Annotated in this window: 18 protein-coding genes; 2 read left to right on the forward strand and 16 right to left on the reverse strand. The window is 36.4% G+C overall.

Annotation, left to right across the window (positions count from 1 at the left end; translation table 11 throughout):
* Position 1 precedes the first annotated feature (1 nt).
* Positions 2–913 carry a lysylphosphatidylglycerol synthase domain-containing protein gene (locus MJG50_RS03345; protein ID WP_240253027.1) on the reverse strand — a complete coding sequence of 304 codons (912 nt, stop codon included), beginning with the start codon at positions 911–913 and terminating at the stop codon, positions 2–4.
* A 168-nt stretch (positions 914–1081) separates the two neighbouring features.
* On the reverse strand, positions 1082–1567 hold the full coding sequence (locus MJG50_RS03350) for a DinB family protein (RefSeq protein WP_240252705.1): 486 nt from the start codon (positions 1565–1567) through the stop codon (positions 1082–1084).
* Positions 1568–1761: 194 nt separating this feature from the next.
* Here MJG50_RS03350 and MJG50_RS03355 point away from each other — a divergent pair, with 194 nt between their 5' ends.
* Complete coding sequence (locus tag MJG50_RS03355) at positions 1762–2076, forward strand: magnetosome magnetite crystal formation protein family (protein ID WP_240252706.1); 315 nt, start codon at positions 1762–1764, stop codon at positions 2074–2076.
* A 48-nt stretch (positions 2077–2124) separates the two neighbouring features.
* Here the strand turns inward: MJG50_RS03355 and MJG50_RS03360 are convergent, their stop codons facing one another.
* The 13 genes from MJG50_RS03360 to dnaN all read right to left on the reverse strand — a co-directional run bounded on the left by MJG50_RS03360 (position 2125) and on the right by dnaN (position 20131).
* Positions 2125–4041, reverse strand: coding sequence for a glycoside hydrolase family 20 zincin-like fold domain-containing protein (locus tag MJG50_RS03360; protein ID WP_240252708.1), 1917 nt, complete (start codon positions 4039–4041; stop codon positions 2125–2127).
* Between the two features lie 39 nt (positions 4042–4080).
* Positions 4081–4827: an alpha/beta hydrolase family protein gene (locus MJG50_RS03365; protein ID WP_240252709.1), complete on the reverse strand. Its 747-nt coding sequence runs from the start codon at positions 4825–4827 to the stop codon at positions 4081–4083.
* A gap of 42 nt (positions 4828–4869) precedes the next feature.
* Entirely contained in the window at positions 4870–7161 is a 2292-nt protein-coding gene (locus MJG50_RS03370; protein ID WP_240252710.1) for a glycoside hydrolase family 3 C-terminal domain-containing protein, read from the reverse strand.
* A gap of 22 nt (positions 7162–7183) precedes the next feature.
* The gene (locus MJG50_RS03375) at positions 7184–9709 is read right to left on the reverse strand and encodes a glycoside hydrolase family 3 N-terminal domain-containing protein (RefSeq protein WP_240252712.1); all 2526 of its coding nucleotides are present in this window, start codon (positions 9707–9709) and stop codon (positions 7184–7186) included.
* Complete coding sequence (locus MJG50_RS03380; RefSeq protein WP_240252713.1) at positions 9660–10712, reverse strand: alpha/beta hydrolase; 1053 nt, start codon at positions 10710–10712, stop codon at positions 9660–9662. The genes MJG50_RS03375 and MJG50_RS03380 overlap by 50 nt, the downstream gene beginning before the upstream one ends.
* A 12-nt stretch (positions 10713–10724) precedes the next feature.
* Positions 10725–11351: a YesL family protein gene (locus tag MJG50_RS03385; protein WP_240252714.1), complete on the reverse strand. Its 627-nt coding sequence runs from the start codon at positions 11349–11351 to the stop codon at positions 10725–10727.
* A 35-nt stretch (positions 11352–11386) separates the two neighbouring features.
* Entirely contained in the window at positions 11387–12274 is an 888-nt protein-coding gene (locus MJG50_RS03390) for a carbohydrate ABC transporter permease (protein WP_240252715.1), read from the reverse strand.
* Between the two features lie 18 nt (positions 12275–12292).
* Positions 12293–13198: an ABC transporter permease gene (locus MJG50_RS03395; RefSeq protein WP_240253029.1), complete on the reverse strand. Its 906-nt coding sequence runs from the start codon at positions 13196–13198 to the stop codon at positions 12293–12295.
* A 194-nt stretch (positions 13199–13392) separates the two neighbouring features.
* Positions 13393–14865 (reverse strand): ABC transporter substrate-binding protein, encoded by a 1473-nt coding sequence (locus tag MJG50_RS03400; protein ID WP_240252716.1) that lies wholly within the window; start codon positions 14863–14865, stop codon positions 13393–13395.
* 128 nt (positions 14866–14993) lie between these two features.
* Positions 14994–16604 carry a response regulator transcription factor gene (locus MJG50_RS03405; protein WP_240252717.1) on the reverse strand — a complete coding sequence of 537 codons (1611 nt, stop codon included), beginning with the start codon at positions 16602–16604 and terminating at the stop codon, positions 14994–14996.
* A 36-nt stretch (positions 16605–16640) separates the two neighbouring features.
* Complete coding sequence (locus tag MJG50_RS03410; RefSeq protein WP_240252718.1) at positions 16641–18362, reverse strand: sensor histidine kinase; 1722 nt, start codon at positions 18360–18362, stop codon at positions 16641–16643.
* 16 nt (positions 18363–18378) lie between these two features.
* Positions 18379–18987: a hydrolase gene (locus MJG50_RS03415; protein WP_240252719.1), complete on the reverse strand. Its 609-nt coding sequence runs from the start codon at positions 18985–18987 to the stop codon at positions 18379–18381.
* 13 nt (positions 18988–19000) lie between these two features.
* Positions 19001–20131: a DNA polymerase III subunit beta gene (gene dnaN, locus MJG50_RS03420; RefSeq protein ID WP_240252724.1), complete on the reverse strand. Its 1131-nt coding sequence runs from the start codon at positions 20129–20131 to the stop codon at positions 19001–19003.
* A 152-nt stretch (positions 20132–20283) separates the two neighbouring features.
* Here dnaN and MJG50_RS03425 point away from each other — a divergent pair, with 152 nt between their 5' ends.
* Positions 20284–20721, forward strand: a complete 438-nt coding sequence (locus MJG50_RS03425; protein ID WP_240252725.1) for an NUDIX hydrolase — start codon at positions 20284–20286, stop codon at positions 20719–20721.
* 119 nt (positions 20722–20840) lie between these two features.
* Here MJG50_RS03425 and MJG50_RS03430 read toward each other — a convergent pair whose 3' ends face one another.
* Complete coding sequence (locus MJG50_RS03430) at positions 20841–21854, reverse strand: DUF1835 domain-containing protein (RefSeq protein ID WP_240252727.1); 1014 nt, start codon at positions 21852–21854, stop codon at positions 20841–20843.
* Between the last annotated feature and the right edge of the window lie 114 nt (positions 21855–21968).

The raw sequence follows: 21968 nt of genomic DNA on the forward strand, positions 1-21968 counted from the left end.
ATTACCCGATTTTAGAAGGAACCTTCCTTCGCCAGCCACTTACCCATAATTCTCTTAAAAACAATACAGCACCAATTAACCATGGAAATACATAATAGCTAAATCGATATAATGCAAGAACTAATACTAGCTGCTCAGTTGGAATATGTGATGAAGAAAATCCCATTAGAAAGATTAAATCGAATGATCCTAGGCCTCCTGGTATCATACTTAAATTCCCTGCACATGCTGCGATAATAAAAACAGGGGCTAATTCTAGCAAACCGATCGGCACATCGATTATATGTGCAATTCCCCATATTGTTACTATTAAAAAACACCATTCGATAATGGATACAAGGAGCAGCTCTCCTTGTACCTTTAATGTCATGTAAGTTTTTCCTGTTCGATTTCTGAAATAGATAAACAAGGCAATTGCTGGTAAGTATAAGCCAAAACCAATATTAATATATATAATCCATGGATAGGTCTTTAATAATGAGGTTTCGAAAGCACCAAAAACTACGAACCAAGATAGAATGGATAAACCACTTAAATTATATAATGTGAGCTTCGCGATTGACTTAACTAACCCACCCATATCTGTTACGTACTTTTTATAATAAAAGGTTCGTAATGCCGCTCCTGCAATTCCTCCTAAACCAATAAAATTGGTAAATACATTAGAAGACCAAGCAAATATGATAAGCCTTTTTAATGGAACTTTTATTTTTAACATTTGTACAAATGAAATATCATAAAAGCACATTGGAAGAACACATACAATTCCAATTAACAAAACAACTAAAAATTTTGTAAAACCAATTGTTTGAATATATCCTTTCAATTCCTGAATATTTATATCTTTTATTAATGTCTTCCCTTCAAAAATAATGATAAAAAGGATGACGAGTGGAATGATTATTTTTAGCATGAATAACAACTTTGATTTATCAAATGACTTCAAAACCTTGAACAGCTCCCAAATATTCTTAATACTTTCTCCAACCCTTTTAGCATATTCCAATTCTAATAACTTTACTAGTCAATAAAAGGAAAAACGTCTCCTCCATAATGTAGGAAACGTTTTTAACATTTATTCCTATGATAATTTTCCCTTTATTTCCTCAATTTGTTCAATATGACGCTTTTCGTGCAAGCCTACAAAGGGGATCCATTGTTTTAAGCTAAGAGAACCAAATACTGGATGGGGATAAGACTTTTGTGATAATAAGACTTCGTCTGCAATGTCAACAACTTGTTGCATTAATTTTCTAGATTCCGCAAGTTTTGTTTTCATTTCCTCTAGTGCTGTATATTCTCCAGATGGTGTAACAAATGATGGGGCAGTTACTTTTGTGGAACGATAGACTGTTAAATGAATGGGCTTTTCGCTTGTTGGTTTACACTCATTATTTTTGAGTTGTTCTGAGATTGTATATGCCACAGTGCGCTCCATTAAGAATAAATGCTCTAACACTTGCATAATCGTCCAACTACCGTCTTCTACCTTCTTATTTAATTGTTCATCTGATAATTCCTTTACTGAATCAAGAAGTTCTTCTCGAATTTTATTATTTTTGTCCATTAATAGCCACCTCTATCATTTTACTTTTTGCTTCCATATATAAGTATTCATATACGTAACATTACATTCAAACTCGTATCTGTCAATATTTCACCTGTGGGGAAAAGTTTATTCACAAATAAATGTGTCTAAACAGTATTTCGTATCATATCAATAGTATAGGACTCATATTTTTACTTAGGTGGTGAATCTTTATGGATAACAATTTGAAGGATATTGAAGATAATAAAGCAATGGGTATCATAGCGTATTTACTGTTTTTCATTCCCCTTTTAGCTGCCAGAGAATCAAAATTTGCGATGTATCATGCCAACCAAGGTTTGACTTTGTTTCTTCTAGCATTAGGTGTTAATATCGTTGGTAATATTATACCATTAATCGGTTGGTTCATAATCTTGCCAATTGGAAATCTTTTAGTATTAGTATTAATCATCTTGGGAATTGTGAATGCGGCAAGTGGCAAGTCAGCACCACTGCCTCTGATTGGAAAGTACACATTAATTAAATAATAGGATGGAAAACAGGAGATGCTTTCGTCATCTCCTGTTCTACGTCTTCTACACGGCTTTTAAGTAAGTGAACAGCTGCTCTTGTAATTTTTGTAATGGTGCAACACTCTTTTCCAATCCACCTTGTTTATTTCGCAGTATCCATAATCGTTGATGTTCATCGATTATGATAGAAAGGTCCTCTGTCATTTTTGTAGCCAATTCCTGTTTTTCTAATGGATTCATTTCTTCTTCCAAATAAATTAATTGTGTCAGGTTTGCCCCTACCTCAACCAATCGAATCGCATTCTCAAATTCCTCTTTCACAAGCTTAGCATCCAGCCTCTTCATGCCGTTAGTTTCAAGTCTACTCTTTAGTTCATTTACATAGCTTATGATTTTATCATATTGATAATCGTTGCGATTTGAGATCCGTTGTTGAAGAAGTTTTTTCGCATCAAGATCCATAAATGGTGCTAAATATTCAGCTAAATTATTTAAGATCATTGTATATCTTTCTTTTGGCATAGGGCCTAGAATAAGGGTTAAATTCGTTAATGTCATATTCATTAGCTTAAAGCCCTCTAGTAAATAATAGTTTCCGAGTTTTAAGCTGAAATCCCCCATTACTTGATGCTCATCCTCGTAGATGAATAGATTTAAATATGCTTCAAGATCAATGTTTTCTTTGCTATCAGCATTCCAAGTTAATGCAGCACCATAGCTGAATCCAGCGTGGCTAATTGACGAACATTGCCAGTGGCCACCGTCACCCCAATCGGTTACTAGTATGCCCTTAGCACCGTACTTTTTTCCGCTCTGAACTGCATTTGTGATATTGTTTATCATATTTTCAGTTCGGCCTGTAATGCTTCCCCAGCTACTTGTGCCAGGACAGAAATAGAAATCAAGTCCTGATTGCTTTAATCGTTCACCACGTTCTGAATATGGATGTGACTCCTCATACCCCCACTCTAACAATGTAATATCGTTAGGGATTTGATCAATAATTTCCGGATGCTTTGAAACAACATCTGCCCACATTAGCATTTTCTTGTCATTTTCCGTAACTAGTTTATGAATTTCTTTTACATAATTCACGTAAACTTGCCCAACACCAATCTCATCAGCAATATGCTTGCTTTTCCCAGTTCCTAATTCAAATGGTTCATCAAGGTTTACATTATAATTGCTTGACGTAAAATTCGGTAATAAATCTTGTGTCATTTGACTTACTAGTTCGATACTTCTATCATCTAATGGGTTTAAGGTAGTTGCCGCTACTGGCCGTCCCATAAATTGTAGACCATTTTCTACCTCTCTTAAATGAGCAAATTGTTTTGTTTCTAGCCACGGTGCCATATGTCCTAAACAGTTTTGATTTGGAACAAAATCGATAAATCGCTCCTGACAATATGCATCTAACAATCTTAGTTCTTCTCCTGTTATTGGAGTTTCATCCTTCCATAATTCTTCAAAGGATGGATAAGCAAAAGAAAATCCTTCGATATATAATTGGAAATGATTGATTTTCAAATCTGATAGCATATCAATCAATTGATATAAGCTGTCAAGTGTCGGCACTTTATTTCGACTAATATCTAGCATAACCCCTCGAACTTCAATTTCAGGGAAATCATTGATTCTCATACATGGAATTTTTTCTTTGTATTGTTTTATCATTTGTTTGAGAGTAACGAAAGCATAGAAGAGACCGTGAAGCTCTGTGTAATATACAGTAATAGTGTGCGTGCTAATTTCAAGCCCATACGCCTCTTTTGGCAAATCCGCTTTTTTCATAAATACAATATCAGCTTTCTCATCTGTTGCAACTGCTTCACTTTCTAATAATTGCCTTGCATACTGAACAATTTGACCACTGATATCATCCTCCGCTTGAAAAGAGAACTGTTTATTCATTGAAAAATATCCATCCTCGTAACTCACACTCTGCGGAAGTGGCAACATCTTTAACAAATGCCTCATCGGTCATTTCCCTCCTTACTTTTGGCTAGTGACCATGGATCAAACAAATTTTATGATTGATTCAATTACATCTTTTTTATGTTGATGAGAATTAAATGTGTGGTCACTTCCTTCAATTGGATGAAGTGTTGCGTTTTCTCCATAGCAGTGTTCAATGTACAGATTTGATACTGTAAAAGGAACTGCTTGGTCTTTCGTTCCGTGAATTAGAAGTACTTTCCCATCATATTTGGCTGCTTGCTCCCACACTTCAATGGCTTTTACATCCTCATAGAATTTTGCACCAATCAGATTTCCACCGATGTCAAATGCATTTTCTTCAGCTACAAATGGTATCATGCCTTTGATTGTTTCTGACATTTTACCCATTGTTCCAGCCGGAGCTAATAGAATCAATTTTGCAATTTGACTATTTATCTTTCCAGCTAAAAGACTTGCAACCAGTCCTCCCATACTGAAGCCTAAAACTAAGATCTGATCCGCATCGATTAACGGATGTGATTTCACATAATTAAATATCGTTTCCGCCTCCGCTAGTTGGCTAGTAACCGTCGTATTTTTGAAATCACCATCACTCTCCCCGCTACCAAGAAAGTCAAAACGAAAACTAGCAATGCCCTTATCTTCTAGTGCACGTGAAATATTTAGAAAGAGACGATGGGATTCAAGCTTTGTCCCTGTAAATCCATGGTAAAGAATAACCGCTGGCAGCTTTTCACCATCAGGAAAATGTTCCATACCACGAAGCTCCACTCCATTATGTGTAAGAGAAATTGCCTTTTGCATGTCAAAACACCCCATTTTTTACATTTGATTCGTGTATATCGGTTATTTAGCTTCAGGAATTGTACTGTTTAACATTTTTATAAGCGTATCTAAAGTCTCTTCAGTAAACTTTTCTGGGAAGAAATTGCTTATCCCACGTAATGGCATAAATTTCACCATCGCTTTAAACATTTCTGAGTTACCCATGCTTTCTGACATATTTCCAAGTGGACTACCCTCTTTTGCCTTTGCTAGTGCCTGTGCAACAATCGGTTGAAATAGAGGATCAGACATGAGCTCACCTATTGTTGTGTTTCGATGGACTGGTCTTCTAATTGCGACAGTTGAATACACCTGTAATTGCCCACTTAGTTCAATTTCTGCTGAAGATTTCCCTACCATAATCTCAAACAAACCACTCTCAACATGCCAATCCTTCAAGTCGACATTGTAGTAAGCAAATGCCCTTTTATCTAATGTAAAGGTAATTTCCTTTTCCTCACCTGGCTGCAGATCAACCTTTTCAAAGCTTTTTAATTCCTTTTCAGGTCGAATGACTGAACTCTCAACATCGCTTACATAGAGTTGGATAATTTCTTTGCCAGCTACATCCCCTGTATTTTTAACAGTTACTGAGACATTAACTGTTTCATTATCGTTCATTTCTTCTTTACCAATCACAAGATTCAAATATTCAAAGTTTGTATAACTTAAGCCAAAGCCAAATGGGAATAGCGGTTCAATCCCCTTCATATCATAGTAACGGTATCCAACAAATAGACCTTCCTTGTATTCTACTTTGTCACCTTCACCAGGAAAGTTAAGATAAGAAGGATTGTGACGCAACTGCTTCGGAAATGTTTCAGCAATTTTTCCGCTTGGACTTTCAGTTCCAAATAATAAATCGGCAATTGCTCCTCCTTGGGCTTGACCTCCCAGGTATGCTTCAAGTATTCCTTTCACCTTATCTACCCACGGCATTTCAATTGGAGAACCATTACTTAATACAACAACGATCCGCGGTTGAACCTCTGCAATTGCTTCAATCAAAATCCGTTGATTTTCAGGAATTCGTAAGTGCACCCTGTCATACCCCTCTGATTCATATCGTTCAGGTAAGCCGATAAAAAGAATCGCTACATCTGATTCCATCGCTATCTTTTTCGCTTCCTCTACTAAATTGACATCAACTGAATCATTTTCAAGAACATAGCCTTGCGCATATTGTACGCTAGCGTTAGAAGCTGTTTTTACAATTTCATCATAAATATTATCGAGCTTGGATGGATTAATATGTGAGCTTCCCCCACCTTGGAATCTAGATTCTTTCGCAAATTCACCGATTACTCCGATTGAACCTTTCTTTTTCAATGGAAGAATACGCTCTTCATTCTTTAACAAAACCATGCTTTCTCGAGCAACCTCACGTGCTAATTGATGATGGTCATCTTGATCATAACTAGCATTCACTTTTTTATTATCAACTGCTTTGAAGATGATATTTAATATTCTCTCAACTGCAAGATCTAGAGTCTCCAATTGTAAATCTCCATTACGGACCGCAGCTACAATTTTCTGGTCACCGCTTCCGTTACTTGAAGGCATTTCCAAGTCTAATCCTGCTTCTAACCCTGCTTCTCGTTCATTAACCGCTCCCCAATCAGACACAACAAAGCCTTCAAATCCCCATTCATCTCTTAAAATATCCGTTAATAAGGCTTTATTCTCTGAAGCAAATTCACCATTAACCTTGTTATACGAACACATCACGGTCCATGGCTGAGATTCCTTCACCGCCTGTTCGAAGCTAGCTAGGTAGATTTCCCGTAATGTTCGTTCATCAACGATTGCATCTACAGTCATACGTCGATGTTCCTGGTTATTTACGGCAAAATGTTTAAGTGAGGTACCCACCCCCTGGCTTTGTACCCCTTTTATATGACTTGCTGCCATTTCAGATGAAAGATATGGATCCTCTGAAAAATATTCAAAGTTTCTTCCACAGAGTGGTGAACGTTTTATATTTGCACCAGGGCCAAGCAAGATGGCGATATCCTCTGCTTGGCATTCCTCTCCTAATGCCATTCCTACTTTTTCAATAAGAGAGCGATTCCATGTACTAGCTAACCCAACTGCAGAAGGGAAACAAGTTGCTGGAACACTGTTATACAATCCTAGGTGATCTGCAGCATCAAGCTTTTGTTTCCGTAGTCCATGTGGACCGTCAGCTACCATTATCGATGGGATACCTAGCCTTTCTATCCCTTTAAGCTGCCATACATTTAAACCAGAACAAAGGCTTGCTTTCTCTTCAAGAGTCATTTGACCAATTAATTCCTTCACATTTCTAGTCATAAAAAATCCCTCCTAAAAGATTTTAGTCTATTAATTCAAATCCTACTTCCTTCACGTCTCTTGAATTTGTACCGATATATAGCTTAAATTCCCCAGTCTCAGCCTTGTAGCTATTGTCAGCAGCAAAGTACTTCAAGTCATTTTCTGTTATTGTAAAAGTCACTTCCATGCTTTCCCCAGATTGTAAGTAAATCTTCTTAAATCCTTTTAACTCTTTAACTGGTCGAACAACACTTCCGTATAGGTCTTGTATATAAAGCTGAACTACTTCTTCACCAGCAAAATTACCAGTATTTATAATAGTTACACTTGCCGAAATAGATTCATTTCGGGACATTACCTTTTTAGTTAGTTCAATTTCAGAATACGAAAAAGTTGTATAGTTTAATCCATATCCGAATGGGTATAATGGTTCATTCGGCCCATCTAAATATTTCGAGATAAACTTTTCCTGTTGATTCATCGTTGTTAGTGGTCTACCAGTAGTATAGTGGTTATAATAGACTGGCACCTGACCAGTTGTATAAGGGAAACTCATCGTCAGCTTGCCAGCTGGATTGTAATCCCCGTATAAAACATCAGCAATCGCATGGCCCGCTTGTGATCCAAGAAACCATGTTTCAACAATGGCATTCATATTTTTATCAAACCAATCAAGCACAAGTGGGCGACCATTTGTTAACACTAGAATTGTAGGCTTGCCCAACTTCACGATTTCTTCCGCTAATTGTTTTTGAATGGAAGGTAGCTCCAAACTCATTCTTGATGCAGCCTCTCCTGACATTCCACTGCTTTCTCCTAATGCAAGAATGATCACTTCCGCTTGCTGAGCTAATCGAACTGCTTCCTCAAATCCACCTACAATTTCATTATCAACCTTACAACCCTCCGCATGAAGCAGTTTACTGCGATGATGTACCTTCCCAATGATTCCATCCAACAACGTGATAGTCTCATTTCCGTATTTTGAGAATTGCCATGGTCCCAATAAGTCTTTGCTATTCGCAAAAGGACCAATGATAGCCACCTTCCCATGATCCTTTTGAAAAGGAAGTACACCATCATTTTTTAAAAGAACGATTGATTTCTTAGCAAGTTCTCTACTTTCTTCTAGGTGTTCATTGCAATAATGGTATTTTTCTTCAAAATCTGGTCTTATATAGCGGAAAGGATCATCCATAATTCCAATTTTGTACTTATAATAAAGGATCCTTCGAACAGCTTCATCAAGTTGCTCCTCGTTCACACGGCCTTCCCCAATCAATGACGGCAAATGCTTCGAATACGAAGTTGTCACCATTTCGATATCTAATGCCGCATCCACCGCCAGCTTTGCTGCCTCTTTGTTGTCTTTTGCTATACCATGAATAACAAGCTCATCAATCGAACCATAGTCAGTAATGACCATTCCATCGAAGCCAAGCTCATCCCTCAGTAGATCTTGCATAAGTGATTTATTCCCAGCTACTGGAATACCTTGAAAAATATTAAAGGCGTTCATAACAGATGCTGCATTCGCCTTTAATCCTGCAATAAAAGGAGGAAGATATACATTTCTCATTGTTCCCTCTGAGATGTCTACGGTGTTATAATCTCGGCCACCTTCTGCTGCACCATAGGCAACAAAGTGTTTCAAGCATGCGATTAATGTTTCTTCATTTGCTAAACTTTCTCCTTGGAATCCTTCAACCATTGCACTAGCCATTAACGAACCTAAATATGGATCCTCTCCTGCTCCTTCGACAACCCTCCCCCATCTTGGATCCCTAGTCACATCGACCATTGGCCCATGATTATACGTAATTCCCGATGCTGCTGCCTCCTTAGCAGAAATTGCACAAGCTCTTTTAACCGCTTCCATATCCCAGCTCGATGACCATGCCAATGGCACAGGGAAAATAGTCTGATAACCGTGAATCACATCTGCATTGAAGAAGAGTGGAATTCCTAATCGTGACTTTTCAACCGCTATTTTTTGCAATTCAAATACTTTATGAATATCAAAAGCTCCTAGAACAGAACCAGCTTTCCCTTCAGCAATTAATTGTTCAGGAGGATCAGAATCCACTTCTCCCCCAAATGAAAACTGAGATGCCTGGCATTGGCTCATCTGGCCAATTTTTTCTGTAAGTGTCATTTTATTTAGCAGCTTATCTATCTCTTCATGAATCTCAGCTTCTGTTCTTTCCTGTATTTGTCTAGACTGTCTATATGTTTGTACCTCTTTTAATAGTTTTTCAGATAATGAATTGTCTTCACCCTTCACACCTTCAAAATGAAGTTTGCCAAGCGTACCTAAATTCATATTTCCTGAAAAGGTATCTTCTGAAAATAGTAGTTCCATCTCCAACTCTTTTTCCTCAAATACCATAAAAATACCCGTTGCAAGAAGCTTATTTCCTTCCACTTTGACATCCTGAATCACGATGTTCAGTGGAAGTGGTTCCGTCTTCACCGTTACATGATATGATTCATTTTTTTCTATTAGAAAAGTAAGATTAATTTTGGCTACCGAGGTTTGTAATGGGGCACTCCATGTCCCTATCATTCGATTCACTCCTCTTTGATAAAAATAATAGTGTGTCTTCAAAAGCTAAAAGCCCTTCAGGTCGCAATAGGTCAACCTGATATTCATGGTTAACAATCCCATCATCTAGCAAAAAGAAGCGGTCAACCACAGGTACTCCGTTCTCACGTAACACCTTCACTAACGCTCTACCATGCCCTTCAAACGATCCAGTATTGCCATCCGTTATATAGCAGGGCGGGTAATGAGGCGTTACATAAGTAGTCACTTTTAATGTTTTTGCCAGCGGGCTTTTCTGCCAATTCCTTTTTCCAAGATAGCTCCATCCGATTCGGCCTAAAAAAAGTCGCATTAATCGGCTCTTCGGCTTTGTCATAAGCTCAATATCATACGGACCACAGAAGAGCAACACACCTTTTATCCCTCCTTTGGGGATGGAGGAAGTAATCTGCAGTTCATTTGAGAGCGATTCGTTTGTCTGTAAGGCAGCAAATTGTGCAACCATATGTGCACCTGCCGAGTCACCTGCTAGAAACAGTTGGTCCATGTCAAATGATCTTGATTTCGCCAGCTGCTGTATGTATTGCAAACATTCGTTAATCTGAATTAATTGAGCTGGGTACCGCGCCTCTGGTGCCCATTCATAGTTCATTGAAACGACAGCATACCCTCGCGCAGCCAGCATCGCACCCCAATTTTCCACACCGCTCTTATCACCTGCTACAAACGCACCGCCATGCACCCAAAGAATGACGGGTACAGGTTGCTTGGCTCTTGCAGGCATATACAAATCGAACATGGCATTTCGATAATGTGAAGGATAGGCAAGATCCTTTTCAATCTGCACATCGACATTATCCCGATCGAATTCTGGCGGATAGGTAAGCTTAGCATCCATGCCCTTTCTCAGCATCCGTACAACAGGCATTGGAGAAAGATTAAAATACAATATATACAACAATACTGCACCTAATAAGGTAAGTCCCACCACTAAAAAAGTCATCCCCAGTGGATGCAAAATCAATTCTCTCCCTTCTTATTTAGCAACATTATTTGTAGTACTCTCTATTTTCAAAAAGACATACTTGCTAAACCACATAAGTAAATACGCAAGTAAACTACCGCTGAAAAATGGGAGTAAGCCAGGGAATTTAACTAAGATAAAACAAAGAGTCCCTGACAGCGTTACCATGCAAAAAGTTGCTTTCGGATTAAGAATCATTAGGAAGAAAGCATCCTTAATCACTTTTACAAGCGGTACTTCAAAATGAACAAATACAGGAATGACATACAAAAATGTTAGTACAAAGAGTAAAATAATCACTAGGTTTGGGATATACAGTAATTTAAATAAAGGTACCGTCGTTGCGTGAATGATATTCATATTAAAATACAAAATCAGGGAAATCATGAAAAATACTAGACCTAATGCATTACTTTTCATAAATTCTGACTTATACGTTGTCCAGAAGGTTTTAAATACTGGGATTTCTGTCTCCTTATAGACCCATTTCCGAACAACCGCGAACATGGCAATCGTTGCAGGAAAAAGTCCGAATATGAATAACCCTACCATTGAAAAGAAAATCCATAATAAATTGACATATACAAGTCTCAATACCCACTCTGAAATTGAATAAATACCGCGCACTAAGCCTTCCATTACCATAATCCCCCTTGATACTAGCCAATGATTTCTTACCCTTTAACAGACCCTAACGCAATTCCCTTAACCAAGTATTTTTGGAAAAACGGATACGCAACAATAATTGGCAATATCCCGATTACTGCAATTGCCATTCTAACTCCTGTGCTTGGAATTGTAGCAATCGCACCACTTGAATTACCGCCAAAATCATTACTAGCAAGAAACTGAATGTCGGCAATCATTCGGTTTAATAGATTTTGAATACTAAAAAGTGATGAATCTGTTACATAGATGAGTCCATTAAACCAGTCGTTCCAATAAATAATTGTCTGAAGCAAACCGATTGTTGCTAAAATTGGTAATGATAGTGGCAATACAATCGAGAAAAATGTTCTAAATTCCCCTGCTCCATCTATTCTTGCCGATTCGATAACTGGTTCTGGAATCGACGTCATAAAAAATACCCTCATCAGCAATACATTAAAGCCATTCATGAGCAAGCCTGGAACAATTAATGCCCAAATTGTATTTTTCACGTCAATAAACTGTGTATACACAAGATACGTTGGAACAAGTCCACCATTAAATAGAAGCGTAAAGAAAACCGCAAACGTAATCCCCTTCATAAAAGGAAGATCCTTGCGTGAAATGGCGTAAGCAAGTAGGGAAGTCATTGCTAAACTAACAGTCGTCCCAAAGACTGTGACAAATATTGTAATCCCATATGCTCGTACAAGTGTTGAAGCATTATTCCAAATATATTCATAAGCTGCTATGCTAAATTCCTTCGGTAAGAAGGAATAACCATCCCGTAAAATAACATCTTCAGCTGTAAAAGAAGAAGATATAAGGATAATAAACGGCATAATACAGCCTATCGATAAAACGATTAAGCATATATGTGAGATCAAATGTGTAATGCGGTCTGATTTATACATCCTGATAACTCTCCTTTCTTAAAATAAAGCATTTTCCTTACTCTTCCGGCGCACTAAGTAATTCGATAATAGAACTAGGATGAAGCCGACTACTGATTGATAGAGACCAGCTGCTGCCGACATTCCGATATCCCCTAGCTGCATTAGTCCACGGTAGACGTACGTATCAATTACGTTTGTTGTATCATAGATGGCACCTGAATTCATTGGCACTTGATAGAATAATCCAAAATCAGAGTAGAATATTTTCCCAATCGATAATAAAGTCATCATCACAATCACTGGCATGATCGTAGGAATCGTAATATACCAGATTTGTTGAAGCTTCGAGGCACCATCTAGAGTCGCAGCTTCATAGAATGCTTTGTCAATTCCGATAATGGCCGCCAAATAAATGACACATAGAAAACCGATACCCTTCCACAAATTAATGAAGGTTAAAATATATGGCCAATATTTTGCTTCTAAATACCATGAGATTTCAGGTAATCCAAGCATCGGCAAAATAGTCTTATTTAAATAACCGACATCGACACTTAAAAAGGCATAACCTAAATAACTAACAATGACCATTGAGATTAAAAATGGTAATAGAATGACACTTTGATAAAAGCTCTTCATCAGCTTATTTTTTATTTCATTAAGCATGATTGCTACACCGAGTGCAACTACTGTGTTCAAGATTATGAATACACCATTATATAGAATCGTATTTCTTGTGATCACTATTGCATCCCTTGTACTAAATAAATATTCAAAGTTTTTAAAGCCAATCCAATCACTTGCAAAGATTCCTTTTGCATAGTTAATATCTTTAAAAGCGATGATGAGACCAAACATCGGTAAATAATTGTTAATTAGCAAATAAATTAACCCTGGCGCCATCATGATAAAAAGAGGAAGATACCGTTTGAATTTGATCATCCTGGTGCTTACCGTTTTTTTAGGAACCAGCTGGACGTCCGTTCTTAATGGCTTGGTAGTTACGTCCGACATCCTTATTCCCCCTCATTACGATTTTTTTTGCTATATCTATTTTGAACCTGTAGAATTATCTATTTTTGATGGAAAAAGGAGAACTAGAACACCTTCTAGCCCTCCTTTTTGATTACTCACTATTATTTCTTCCACGCATCGAATTGCTTTTGTTTTTCAGCGATAATCTTGTCAATGCCGGCTTCTTTCAACTTTTTATTAAATTCAGGAAGACTCTTATCAGGATCTAACGTACCAGTTGCAAGTCCAGCCTTGTATTGGTTTAAGACGTTTGTACATGCAGCAATCTCGGTTTTAACTGGATCAGGATTGAATGTGAACCCTAGTGCAGGAGAAACGATTGCTGATTCGTTAAATTCCTTCATTTCATCCCAAAGTTGTGGAGAGTTTCCTTCCCAAGGGTATGTTAGGAAATTGTTTCCGATTAACCATTGATTAAATACATAGTTTGACTCGGTCACACCATCCGGTAATTTAATCGTTCCATCATCCTTAACCTGATAATGTTTGCCCTCAATTCCGTTTGCAATCAAATTCATAATATCTTTATCTGTGTAGAGTAAGTTCATCATTTCCATCGCTTTTTCAGGATTTTCACTATTACGTGCAATCGCCATATTTACTCCAGCAGCAGCCGTCGTAAGCAGGTAATTATCGGTTAACGTAACCTCAACCATTTCAAAGCCTGTAATATTTTGCTCTTGTTTAGCAAAGCCTGGTTTCATATTGGCAAAATAGCCGAATGCCTTACCTGCTTTCACAATATTAGCTTGCGCCTCTTGAGAGGTTGCAGCATCTTTCATAATATAGCCGGACTCGTACCATTTACGTGCTAATTTAATTGCAGCCTCGTAATTTGAGTCCTCATACATATTAATAATCTTATCGTCATTTATTGCGATAACACCAAGGGTATCGCCAAGAGTATCATATAATCCGCCTAATGCAATAGTTGTGCCCATTTCCGCAGCAACTGGTACTATGTTTGGTTCATTTTGTTTTACGGTTTCAAAAACAGGTCCTAAATCTTCCCATGTTTTTACTTGAGAAAGATCAATATTGTATTTATCCACAATATCCTTTCTCATCAAAAATCCGAAGTTAACCGCGATATCTCGCATGCTCGGAATACCATAAATTTCTCCGCCTACTTTAACACCTTCTAAAAGATTACTTGGGACAGCTTCTGTAATTCCTTTGCCATGGGTTTTAAGTAGCCCATCTAAAGGAATCAGTTGCCCTTTTGCTGCTTGCAGTTGATACAGAGGTGCTGTAGCAACAATGAGGTCAAGCTTTTCATTACCAGTCAACATTAGGTTTGATTGTTGTGCCCAAGCTGCAGCACCAATCGGCATAAGCTTGACTGTCGCATTAATTTTTTCTTTCGTAATTTTATTTATTTCATCTTGAACGAGTGGCAAATCATCAATCTTAGTAAATGCAGGAAATGCCATTGTTAATTCATATGTTTCTTCTTTCGACTTATCATTTTTGTCACCATCATTACTACTTTCCTTTGATTTACAACCCGCCAACACTAACATAATTGACATCACGATCATCAGGAACATTGAAAATGATTTAAATCTCTTCATCCATTTTTCCCCCTTTTTCCTCTTTCAAGTAAGCGTTGTCATTCACCCAATGGGCTTTTTTATTTCTAATTTTAGTATAGTTGAATGAAAAAGAAGGAACTTACTAAAAAAACGACCTCTCACTTTCACTATTCCGACTTTTGTGAAGACCTTCGATATTCCATCGGATTTTGGTGAGTCATTTTCTTGAATATCGTAGAAAAATAGGAAAAATTAGAATAACCAACAGATAAGGCAATATCGCTCACTGATAGATTCGTTTCCCGCAATAACTTTTTAGCATATTCCATTCGTTCCTGCATTAAGTAGTCAGAAAGGGATAATCCTGTTTCTTTTTTAAAAAGTCTTGTTAAATAGTCAGGATTTAAATAAACAACCTTCGCAATATTGTCACGGGATAGACGATGCTCTCCAATGTTATCCGAGATATATTGTCTTATCCGATCAACCAATGAACCTTTTTCATTCGGAGAATGTAGCTGGTCCATTGCGATATCCGTAATATAAACAACCCATTCATGTAATGAATATAATGAGGTTAACACCTTATTTGGCTTTTCTGTAAGCAAATTTTGCGCAAAAACCTGGTTCGCTTGAATTCCCTTCGCTTTTAGTACGTAGAAAATTAACTGCAAAAAGTCCTGATAAAAATAATGAAGGGAGTGAGCAGTAATATTCTCATCATCCTTCTTCCAATTAGTAAAATACTCATTAATCTTATTAAGTAGTAGGTCTTTTTCTCCAATCCTAACTAAGTTTGCCCACTCTTCAGTTGGTAGAATGGGAATCATAGAGGTTTTATTACTTGCATTCTTATACTCAATTACCTTATTAGTGATTGTGACATTATTGTTTTTGAGATTTTGGATCATGTGAACCATTGCTACTAATTCTTGAATTTGTACTTGATTCCCAATATAACAGCAAAGTTCACATAAAAAGTATGTTGAAAAATCATCAATAAATTGATTGCACATATTTACTAGGTCTGTTTCATTCATTGCACCAGTAGTAGGGATAATTACTAAAATCGCACCTGGTTCCACTGAAAGTAAATGTGCATCTTGAAATTTACTGGCAATTTCTTCATCAACTGCTTTTTGAAAACCATATTCCATTATCTTTTCTTCTCTATGGTTTAGATCCTCTTTCCAATTCTGAACATGGATAATGACTGGCATGAACATCGTACATTCACTAAACGAAATCCGATAGTTTTTTAAATACTTTTCGATTCTTTCAATTGACGAAGGTATTGATTCGTTAATTAGTTCTGTCCAAAAACGATCCACCATCACTGAATGCTGGGAATTTTTTAATTGAAGATAGGATCGCTCTACCTCTTTTATCTCAAGCTTCTTTTTGATTTTATTCAATGCACCATCAATAACCTCTTCAAGTTCCTGATAATCAACGGGCTTTAACAAATAATTAAAGCTTTGTAATTGCAAAGCCTGTTTTGCATATGAAAAGTCTGAATGACATGTTAGGAAAACCGTTTCAGTATGTGTGTAATTCTCCTTTACCCACTTTAGCAAATCTAGTCCAGATCCTTTCGGCATTTCAATATCACATAATAATAGATCGACCTTGTTATTTAAAAATACCTCTTGAGCGCTAGATAAGCTATGAGCCGTATATACTGAAGAAATCTGATGCTTCTCCCAATCGACACCCGCTTGAACTCCCCTGATAGAATGAATTTCATCATCTACAATTAGTACATTAAATTGACTCACTGTAACCTCCCCCTTCACTGATGAGAACAAATAATTTTAGATTGACTCAATTGGAATTTGGATGATAACTGTTGCTCCTTTTCCCTCTTCATTTGTAAAATGTATTTTCGTATTGTCCTCATATAACAATGCTAATCTTCTTTTTACATTCCATATACCAATTCGTTCTCCATCTACACTTGATAATGATTCATCAATTGCGAGCTTTTCTAGGACTTCCTCTGGAAAACCTTCGCCTGTATCTTGAATTTTAATCGTGATATAGTTAGTACTTTCCTGTTTCACTGCGATTGAAATATCTATTTTTTTGTCGAAATTAAATGCATGCTTAATTGAATTCTCTACCATTGTTTGGATGACGAGAGGCGGTATTTTGCAATCTCCTAATTCCTTTGGTAAATCGATATCATATCCAAATGTATCTGGAAACCGAAGCTGCTGAATGCGCAAATAATTCCTCGTATGCTCAAGCTCATCGTGTAAGCTGACAAAATAAGAATTGCTTCGGAACATATATCGGAAGTAATTGGCAAGGCATTTTGACATTTCCTGAATGATTTCATATTCCTTAACCGTTGCCAGATTATAAATGATATTTAATGAGTTTAGGAAAAAATGCGGATTAATTTGCAGCTGCAAATGCTTTAACTCCGCCCGTTGAAGATTTAATTTTTCTTCATATACATTAATTTTCAATCCTCTAATTTCCGAAATCATATGATTAAAATTATCATTCATGACCTCGAATTCAGTAGAATTTGGTTGGACAGGAAGTCGTACCTCCAGGTCCCCTTTGCGTAATTTCTTCATTGCAGTAACGATGCGATTTATTGGTTGAAGAAATACCTTTCTCATGATAAAAATGAAAAATAACAGAAATATAATTGCTACTGCATAGACAAGTGAAGAAATTCTTTGTAAAAACGGAAGCTTTTCTAATATTTCACTTTCTGGGATTAGTGCAAATAAATAAAAGTCCCCCATTTTGGATTTCTCCTTCATCGCAACAAAACGATCATTTTTTCCAGTAATCGCATACTTATTACCTGTAAATGTGAGATTAATATTTTCTTCTTGAATAAAATTTCTGCTTGTAATCGGCTGAAATTCAGAATTAGTAAGAAATGCCCTTCCATTCTCCCCAAAATCAATATACTTAAATGGTTGGATTAGCTTGTCCATATTAACCCAAGCACCAACCTTCACACGATCTGTTGTCAAATAGTACAATAAATAATAATTATTTTCTCCTTTTACAATACTCCATTTCCCTTCAGATACTTGGTCGGGCTTATCCCGAAGTACTTGAATAATCTCCGTTTTTTCTTCGAGACGATGAGTGTAAGAGTCAGCATAATTTTGGGTATTCATGAAATCATCATAAGTCGATGAATAAATAAAAATAGAATCGATCGTTGGGTAAAACTCTGACTGACTGCCAATTGCATAAAATAATCGCAGCTTTGCTTCCTCGTATTCATTCAAATCAAAGGACTCATTTTCTTGTAAATAATATAAATCTGTATTATTCGCATTCAATTGAAATATGTAATTTCCTACACCCTCCAAGCTATTATCTATTTGGTCAATATAGAGATTCAACATATTATTATTAGATTGTGCAACCTGACTGCGAATAACTTGAACTGCATAATAATTATTGACGATATGAATGATGATTAATGGACCAATTATTAAAACCACGGATAGAAAGAGCTTAAACAATAATGAGTTGAATATTGGTTTTAGTTGCTTCATTGGTTTGCCACCTAACTTATTTAATCAGAGCGTTTAAATGAAAAATCGCTTTTTCAACTGAGGTTTCGATATAGCCTATTATTTGTTCGATGGTGAAGACATTTAGTTTTTCATCAAGTTCTTTTTTATCGTACTGACAATCCTCTATTAAATATGGCAAAAACGCTTTCACTTCTTTCACCTTTACTTCATCAAGGTCAATGATGGAGCTGTTAATGACAAGCTCATTTAGGACATTTGCTGTCAAATCGTAATGCGCTAGCAATTTACCATTTAATAATCGAAAGTCATTGTGGTAGAGCTGGTGAATATCTTGATTTGCTTCCATTCTATTTTTTAGCCAGGGCAAATAAAAACCTGAAAGCCAGAGTTCATCGGCAATAAGATGAGAATAATAACCTAGAATATAGGCAGAATTTTGGTTTGATTGATATTTTTGAAGAAAGCCCTCATAATCGATTGTTCTTGTGTAATCCGCATGATTACCAGAGTAAAAATGTGATAAGTCTTTTGGTGAAACTGCATCAGGGGCTACTCCATCTATTAAAAAGGATTGCTTGTCTGGAATTGGTATTTTATTAGCAATTTGATTAGAGATGATAAGATGCATAATTCTTGAACCCATTCTCGTCACTCCTTTAGTATGTTCTTACTGGAGAAATAAGCTGAAGCTGTGATGAATTGTTTACTGGTTCAATTAATACAGGACGCATTGACCCTCCGAAGCTTATTTTCACCTCTTCTTCCTTGATAACCTTTAAAGCATCCATTAAAAAATTTCCGTCAAGTGAAATGCTTAACTCATTACAACCAACTGACGATAGAATCGGTTGGTATTCTTCAATTCTACCAATTTCAGTTGAATTCGAAGATATTTTTAATTTAGATGCATCCTTCATTTCTAACATAACATTATTGTTTTTCCAATCACTAGCGAATAAACAAGCTCTGTCAATTCCTTTTAATAATTGCTTTGTATTCATCGTTATAGCCGTTTCAGATTCATGAGGAATTAAACCTACTACATTTGGGTAATTCCCCTCAATCAATCTTGAAAAAAGAGTCATTGAGCTTGATTTGAACACAATGTAGCTTGTACTTATGTATATTTCGATTTCACCTTGATTAGGATTCATTAGTTTGAGAAGTTCATGTAATGCTGAGCTTGGTATGATTACAGAGCCATTTACATTTGATTCGATTGTTATTTCACTTAACGCCAACCGATGTGAGTTTGTTGCAGCACATGTAAGCTTATTTTCTTGAAAAGACATATGAACGCCTGTTAATACAGGTCTTGTTTCATTTTTTGATGTGGCAAATACAGTTTGTTTAATCAATTCAATTAAATCATGAATAGCCATTCTAGTAGAGGGTGTTTCAACCATTTTAGGAAGCATCGGATACTCCTCGGAATTAAAGCCATGTAAGGTTGTTACAATGTCATCTGATTGAATTGTAATAATCTGTTTTTCATTTCCTTTAATATGTATATCATTAGGGAGTTTTTTAGCGATTTCACTTAAATACTTTGCTGAGATGACGACACTACCCCGGTTCAAAACCTCCAACACCTTAACTCCATCATATTCAAGAGGGATAATCTTTTCGATTATGATGTCAGAATTACTTCCAATTACCGTTAATTGATTCGTATCTGCAATGATCTTAATACCTGTTAGAATTGGAAACGGTGTCTTTGAAGATACTGCCTTACTAACTTCGGAAATAGCTTGATTAAAAGTTTCGTGATTTATAATAAATTCCATAGAAAATGACCTTCCTTTTACGAATTTGTGTTCTATTTACACATTTCGACACGATTTCTGAAAATCCCTGTATTTTTTTTATTGTTGCAGGAATCTAGGTTAGAATAAATAAGTAGAAAATGATGTGAAATTTTAAAGGGAGAGGGAGCACAATGCAAGGATATAACGTGATTATGATATACAATAAGAAGTTGGACCAATTATTGATGTGCAAGCGTTTAAAAGATCCTTATAAAGGATTAAGCAATCTAGTTGGCGGAAAAATTGAAGAAGGAGAACCCAGTATTGAAGGGGCATACAGAGAGCTTTATGAAGAGACTAGCATTACAAAAGAGGATGTTACGCTCCATCACGTAATGGACTTTACATATTATCTTCAGGAATGCTATGTCGAAGTGTTTGCTGGGAGATTAAAGCGAGATGTAACTGTCTCAGGAGATGAAAATATTTTATACTGGTCTGATTTGGATCATAACTTTTTTGACATGACCCTTTATGCTGGTGAAGGAAATATTGGGCATATGATTGAACAGGTGAATATGTATAAGGAGATTATACTCGGGGAAAATTCAACTGGTGAAATTGAATAGTGGAGATTAGGAAAGCAAATGGAAAGTGGTCTGTCACACTAGATTCAGGATAAAGACAGACCTTTATTGCCATTCGGCTCGAACTTGGTAAGAGTTTTGGTTCCCTATCTTTTAACAAATCACCGTATTTTCACACTATAATGTCTTATTGATTTTGGGATTCCTTTTAGCTCCAGCACCCCGCTGTATATTAAATGTCTTATCCTATATTCTAAATAGAAATAGTCATCAATTTTATCCATCATTTCTCCAATTACTGTTGCAGTCTTAATAAAGTCCTTCTTTATTTGTTGATTGTGCAGCTTCTCAAGTGTATTGATAATAACTGGATCATAGTGATAATCTGGGACAGCTTTCATTTTATTATCTGACCATATTCGTAAAACCTCTTTGGTTTGGGATAATGTTTCCCATTCCCTTTGGAATTGAATTCGTTCATCTTGAGTTAATGGCTGTTTTTCGTTATTTTTTTCAAAAAGTTTTCTTATATTTTCTGGTGAAATCTGCCCTGTATGTATAGCATTCTGATCTTCAAGTTCTGTTGAGTTTATTAGATTAATCTTATTTGATTTGTTCCGCATTAAATAAAGAAAAAAACGAAGTCCTGTTTGTTCAGCTGCATTATTCCCATACCAAATATAGATTGGTACATGATTTGGGATATCCTCTATTTCACGCAAAGTATTCTCAAATTTATTTCGATATTCGTAGTCATCGTATTCAAAATTGATATTGTCATTTAACCATTCTTCGCGGTATGTTTGACCTATTTTTTCTTCTAGCTTCCATAATGGACCAATCGAAAGGAAGTCAGGGAATCCGATTACAGTTCTAGGCCGTTCAAGTCCAACCTTTAACGTACCTGCTGCAGATTCCGTTGATACAATATTAACGCTCCATGCTTCTTCTACTTGTTCAGAATGAATATGCTGACGATACTTCTGAATATGTTTGTTAATTTCTTCAACCATGATGTTCACATCATCTTGTTCAATAAAGTATCCTCTGCCTTCAAGTGGTTTTCCTTCCTCATGATTAAAGGAAGCAAACTCTTCACTATGATTTAATTCAAAGGTTTCCCACAAACCATTTTCCCTTACATTTGAAACTGTCACATAGTCAGCTGTATTCATTTTATAAACAAAGACGATATTGGGCTCCATAAAAAAATAGATAAATGGATGTCTACTTTTAGTCTTGATGTCGATCAACCCCCTTATAACTAAATATTACCATATACATACTGT

This window comes from Fredinandcohnia quinoae, from assembly GCF_022427965.1.
GTDB classification, from domain to species: Bacteria; Bacillota; Bacilli; order Bacillales; family Bacillaceae_L; genus Ferdinandcohnia; species Ferdinandcohnia quinoae.

Bases quoted from the DNA above. Each gene is read 5' to 3' on its own strand.
- MJG50_RS03430 (WP_240252727.1), bottom strand. From the start codon at position 21,854: ATGAATACAGCTGACTATGTGACAGTTTCAAATGTAAGGGAAAATGGT.
- MJG50_RS03425 (WP_240252725.1), top strand. From the start codon at position 20,284: ATGCAAGGATATAACGTGATTATGATATACAATAAGAAGTTGGACCAA.
- dnaN (WP_240252724.1), bottom strand. From the start codon at position 20,131: ATGGAATTTATTATAAATCACGAAACTTTTAATCAAGCTATTTCCGAA.
- MJG50_RS03365 (WP_240252709.1), bottom strand. From the start codon at position 4,827: ATGCAAAAGGCAATTTCTCTTACACATAATGGAGTGGAGCTTCGTGGT.
- MJG50_RS03370 (WP_240252710.1), bottom strand. From the start codon at position 7,161: ATGACTAGAAATGTGAAGGAATTAATTGGTCAAATGACTCTTGAAGAG.
- MJG50_RS03415 (WP_240252719.1), bottom strand. From the start codon at position 18,987: ATGGGTTCAAGAATTATGCATCTTATCATCTCTAATCAAATTGCTAAT.
- MJG50_RS03360 (WP_240252708.1), bottom strand. From the start codon at position 4,041: ATGAGGCATTTGTTAAAGATGTTGCCACTTCCGCAGAGTGTGAGTTAC.
- MJG50_RS03390 (WP_240252715.1), bottom strand. From the start codon at position 12,274: ATGTATAAATCAGACCGCATTACACATTTGATCTCACATATATGCTTA.
- MJG50_RS03375 (WP_240252712.1), bottom strand. From the start codon at position 9,709: ATGATAGGGACATGGAGTGCCCCATTACAAACCTCGGTAGCCAAAATT.
- MJG50_RS03400 (WP_240252716.1), bottom strand. From the start codon at position 14,865: ATGAAGAGATTTAAATCATTTTCAATGTTCCTGATGATCGTGATGTCA.
- MJG50_RS03410 (WP_240252718.1), bottom strand. From the start codon at position 18,362: ATGAAGCAACTAAAACCAATATTCAACTCATTATTGTTTAAGCTCTTT.
- MJG50_RS03345 (WP_240253027.1), bottom strand. From the start codon at position 913: ATGCTAAAAATAATCATTCCACTCGTCATCCTTTTTATCATTATTTTT.
- MJG50_RS03355 (WP_240252706.1), top strand. From the start codon at position 1,762: ATGGATAACAATTTGAAGGATATTGAAGATAATAAAGCAATGGGTATC.
- MJG50_RS03385 (WP_240252714.1), bottom strand. From the start codon at position 11,351: ATGGAAGGCTTAGTGCGCGGTATTTATTCAATTTCAGAGTGGGTATTG.
- MJG50_RS03395 (WP_240253029.1), bottom strand. From the start codon at position 13,198: ATGATCAAATTCAAACGGTATCTTCCTCTTTTTATCATGATGGCGCCA.
- MJG50_RS03350 (WP_240252705.1), bottom strand. From the start codon at position 1,567: ATGGACAAAAATAATAAAATTCGAGAAGAACTTCTTGATTCAGTAAAG.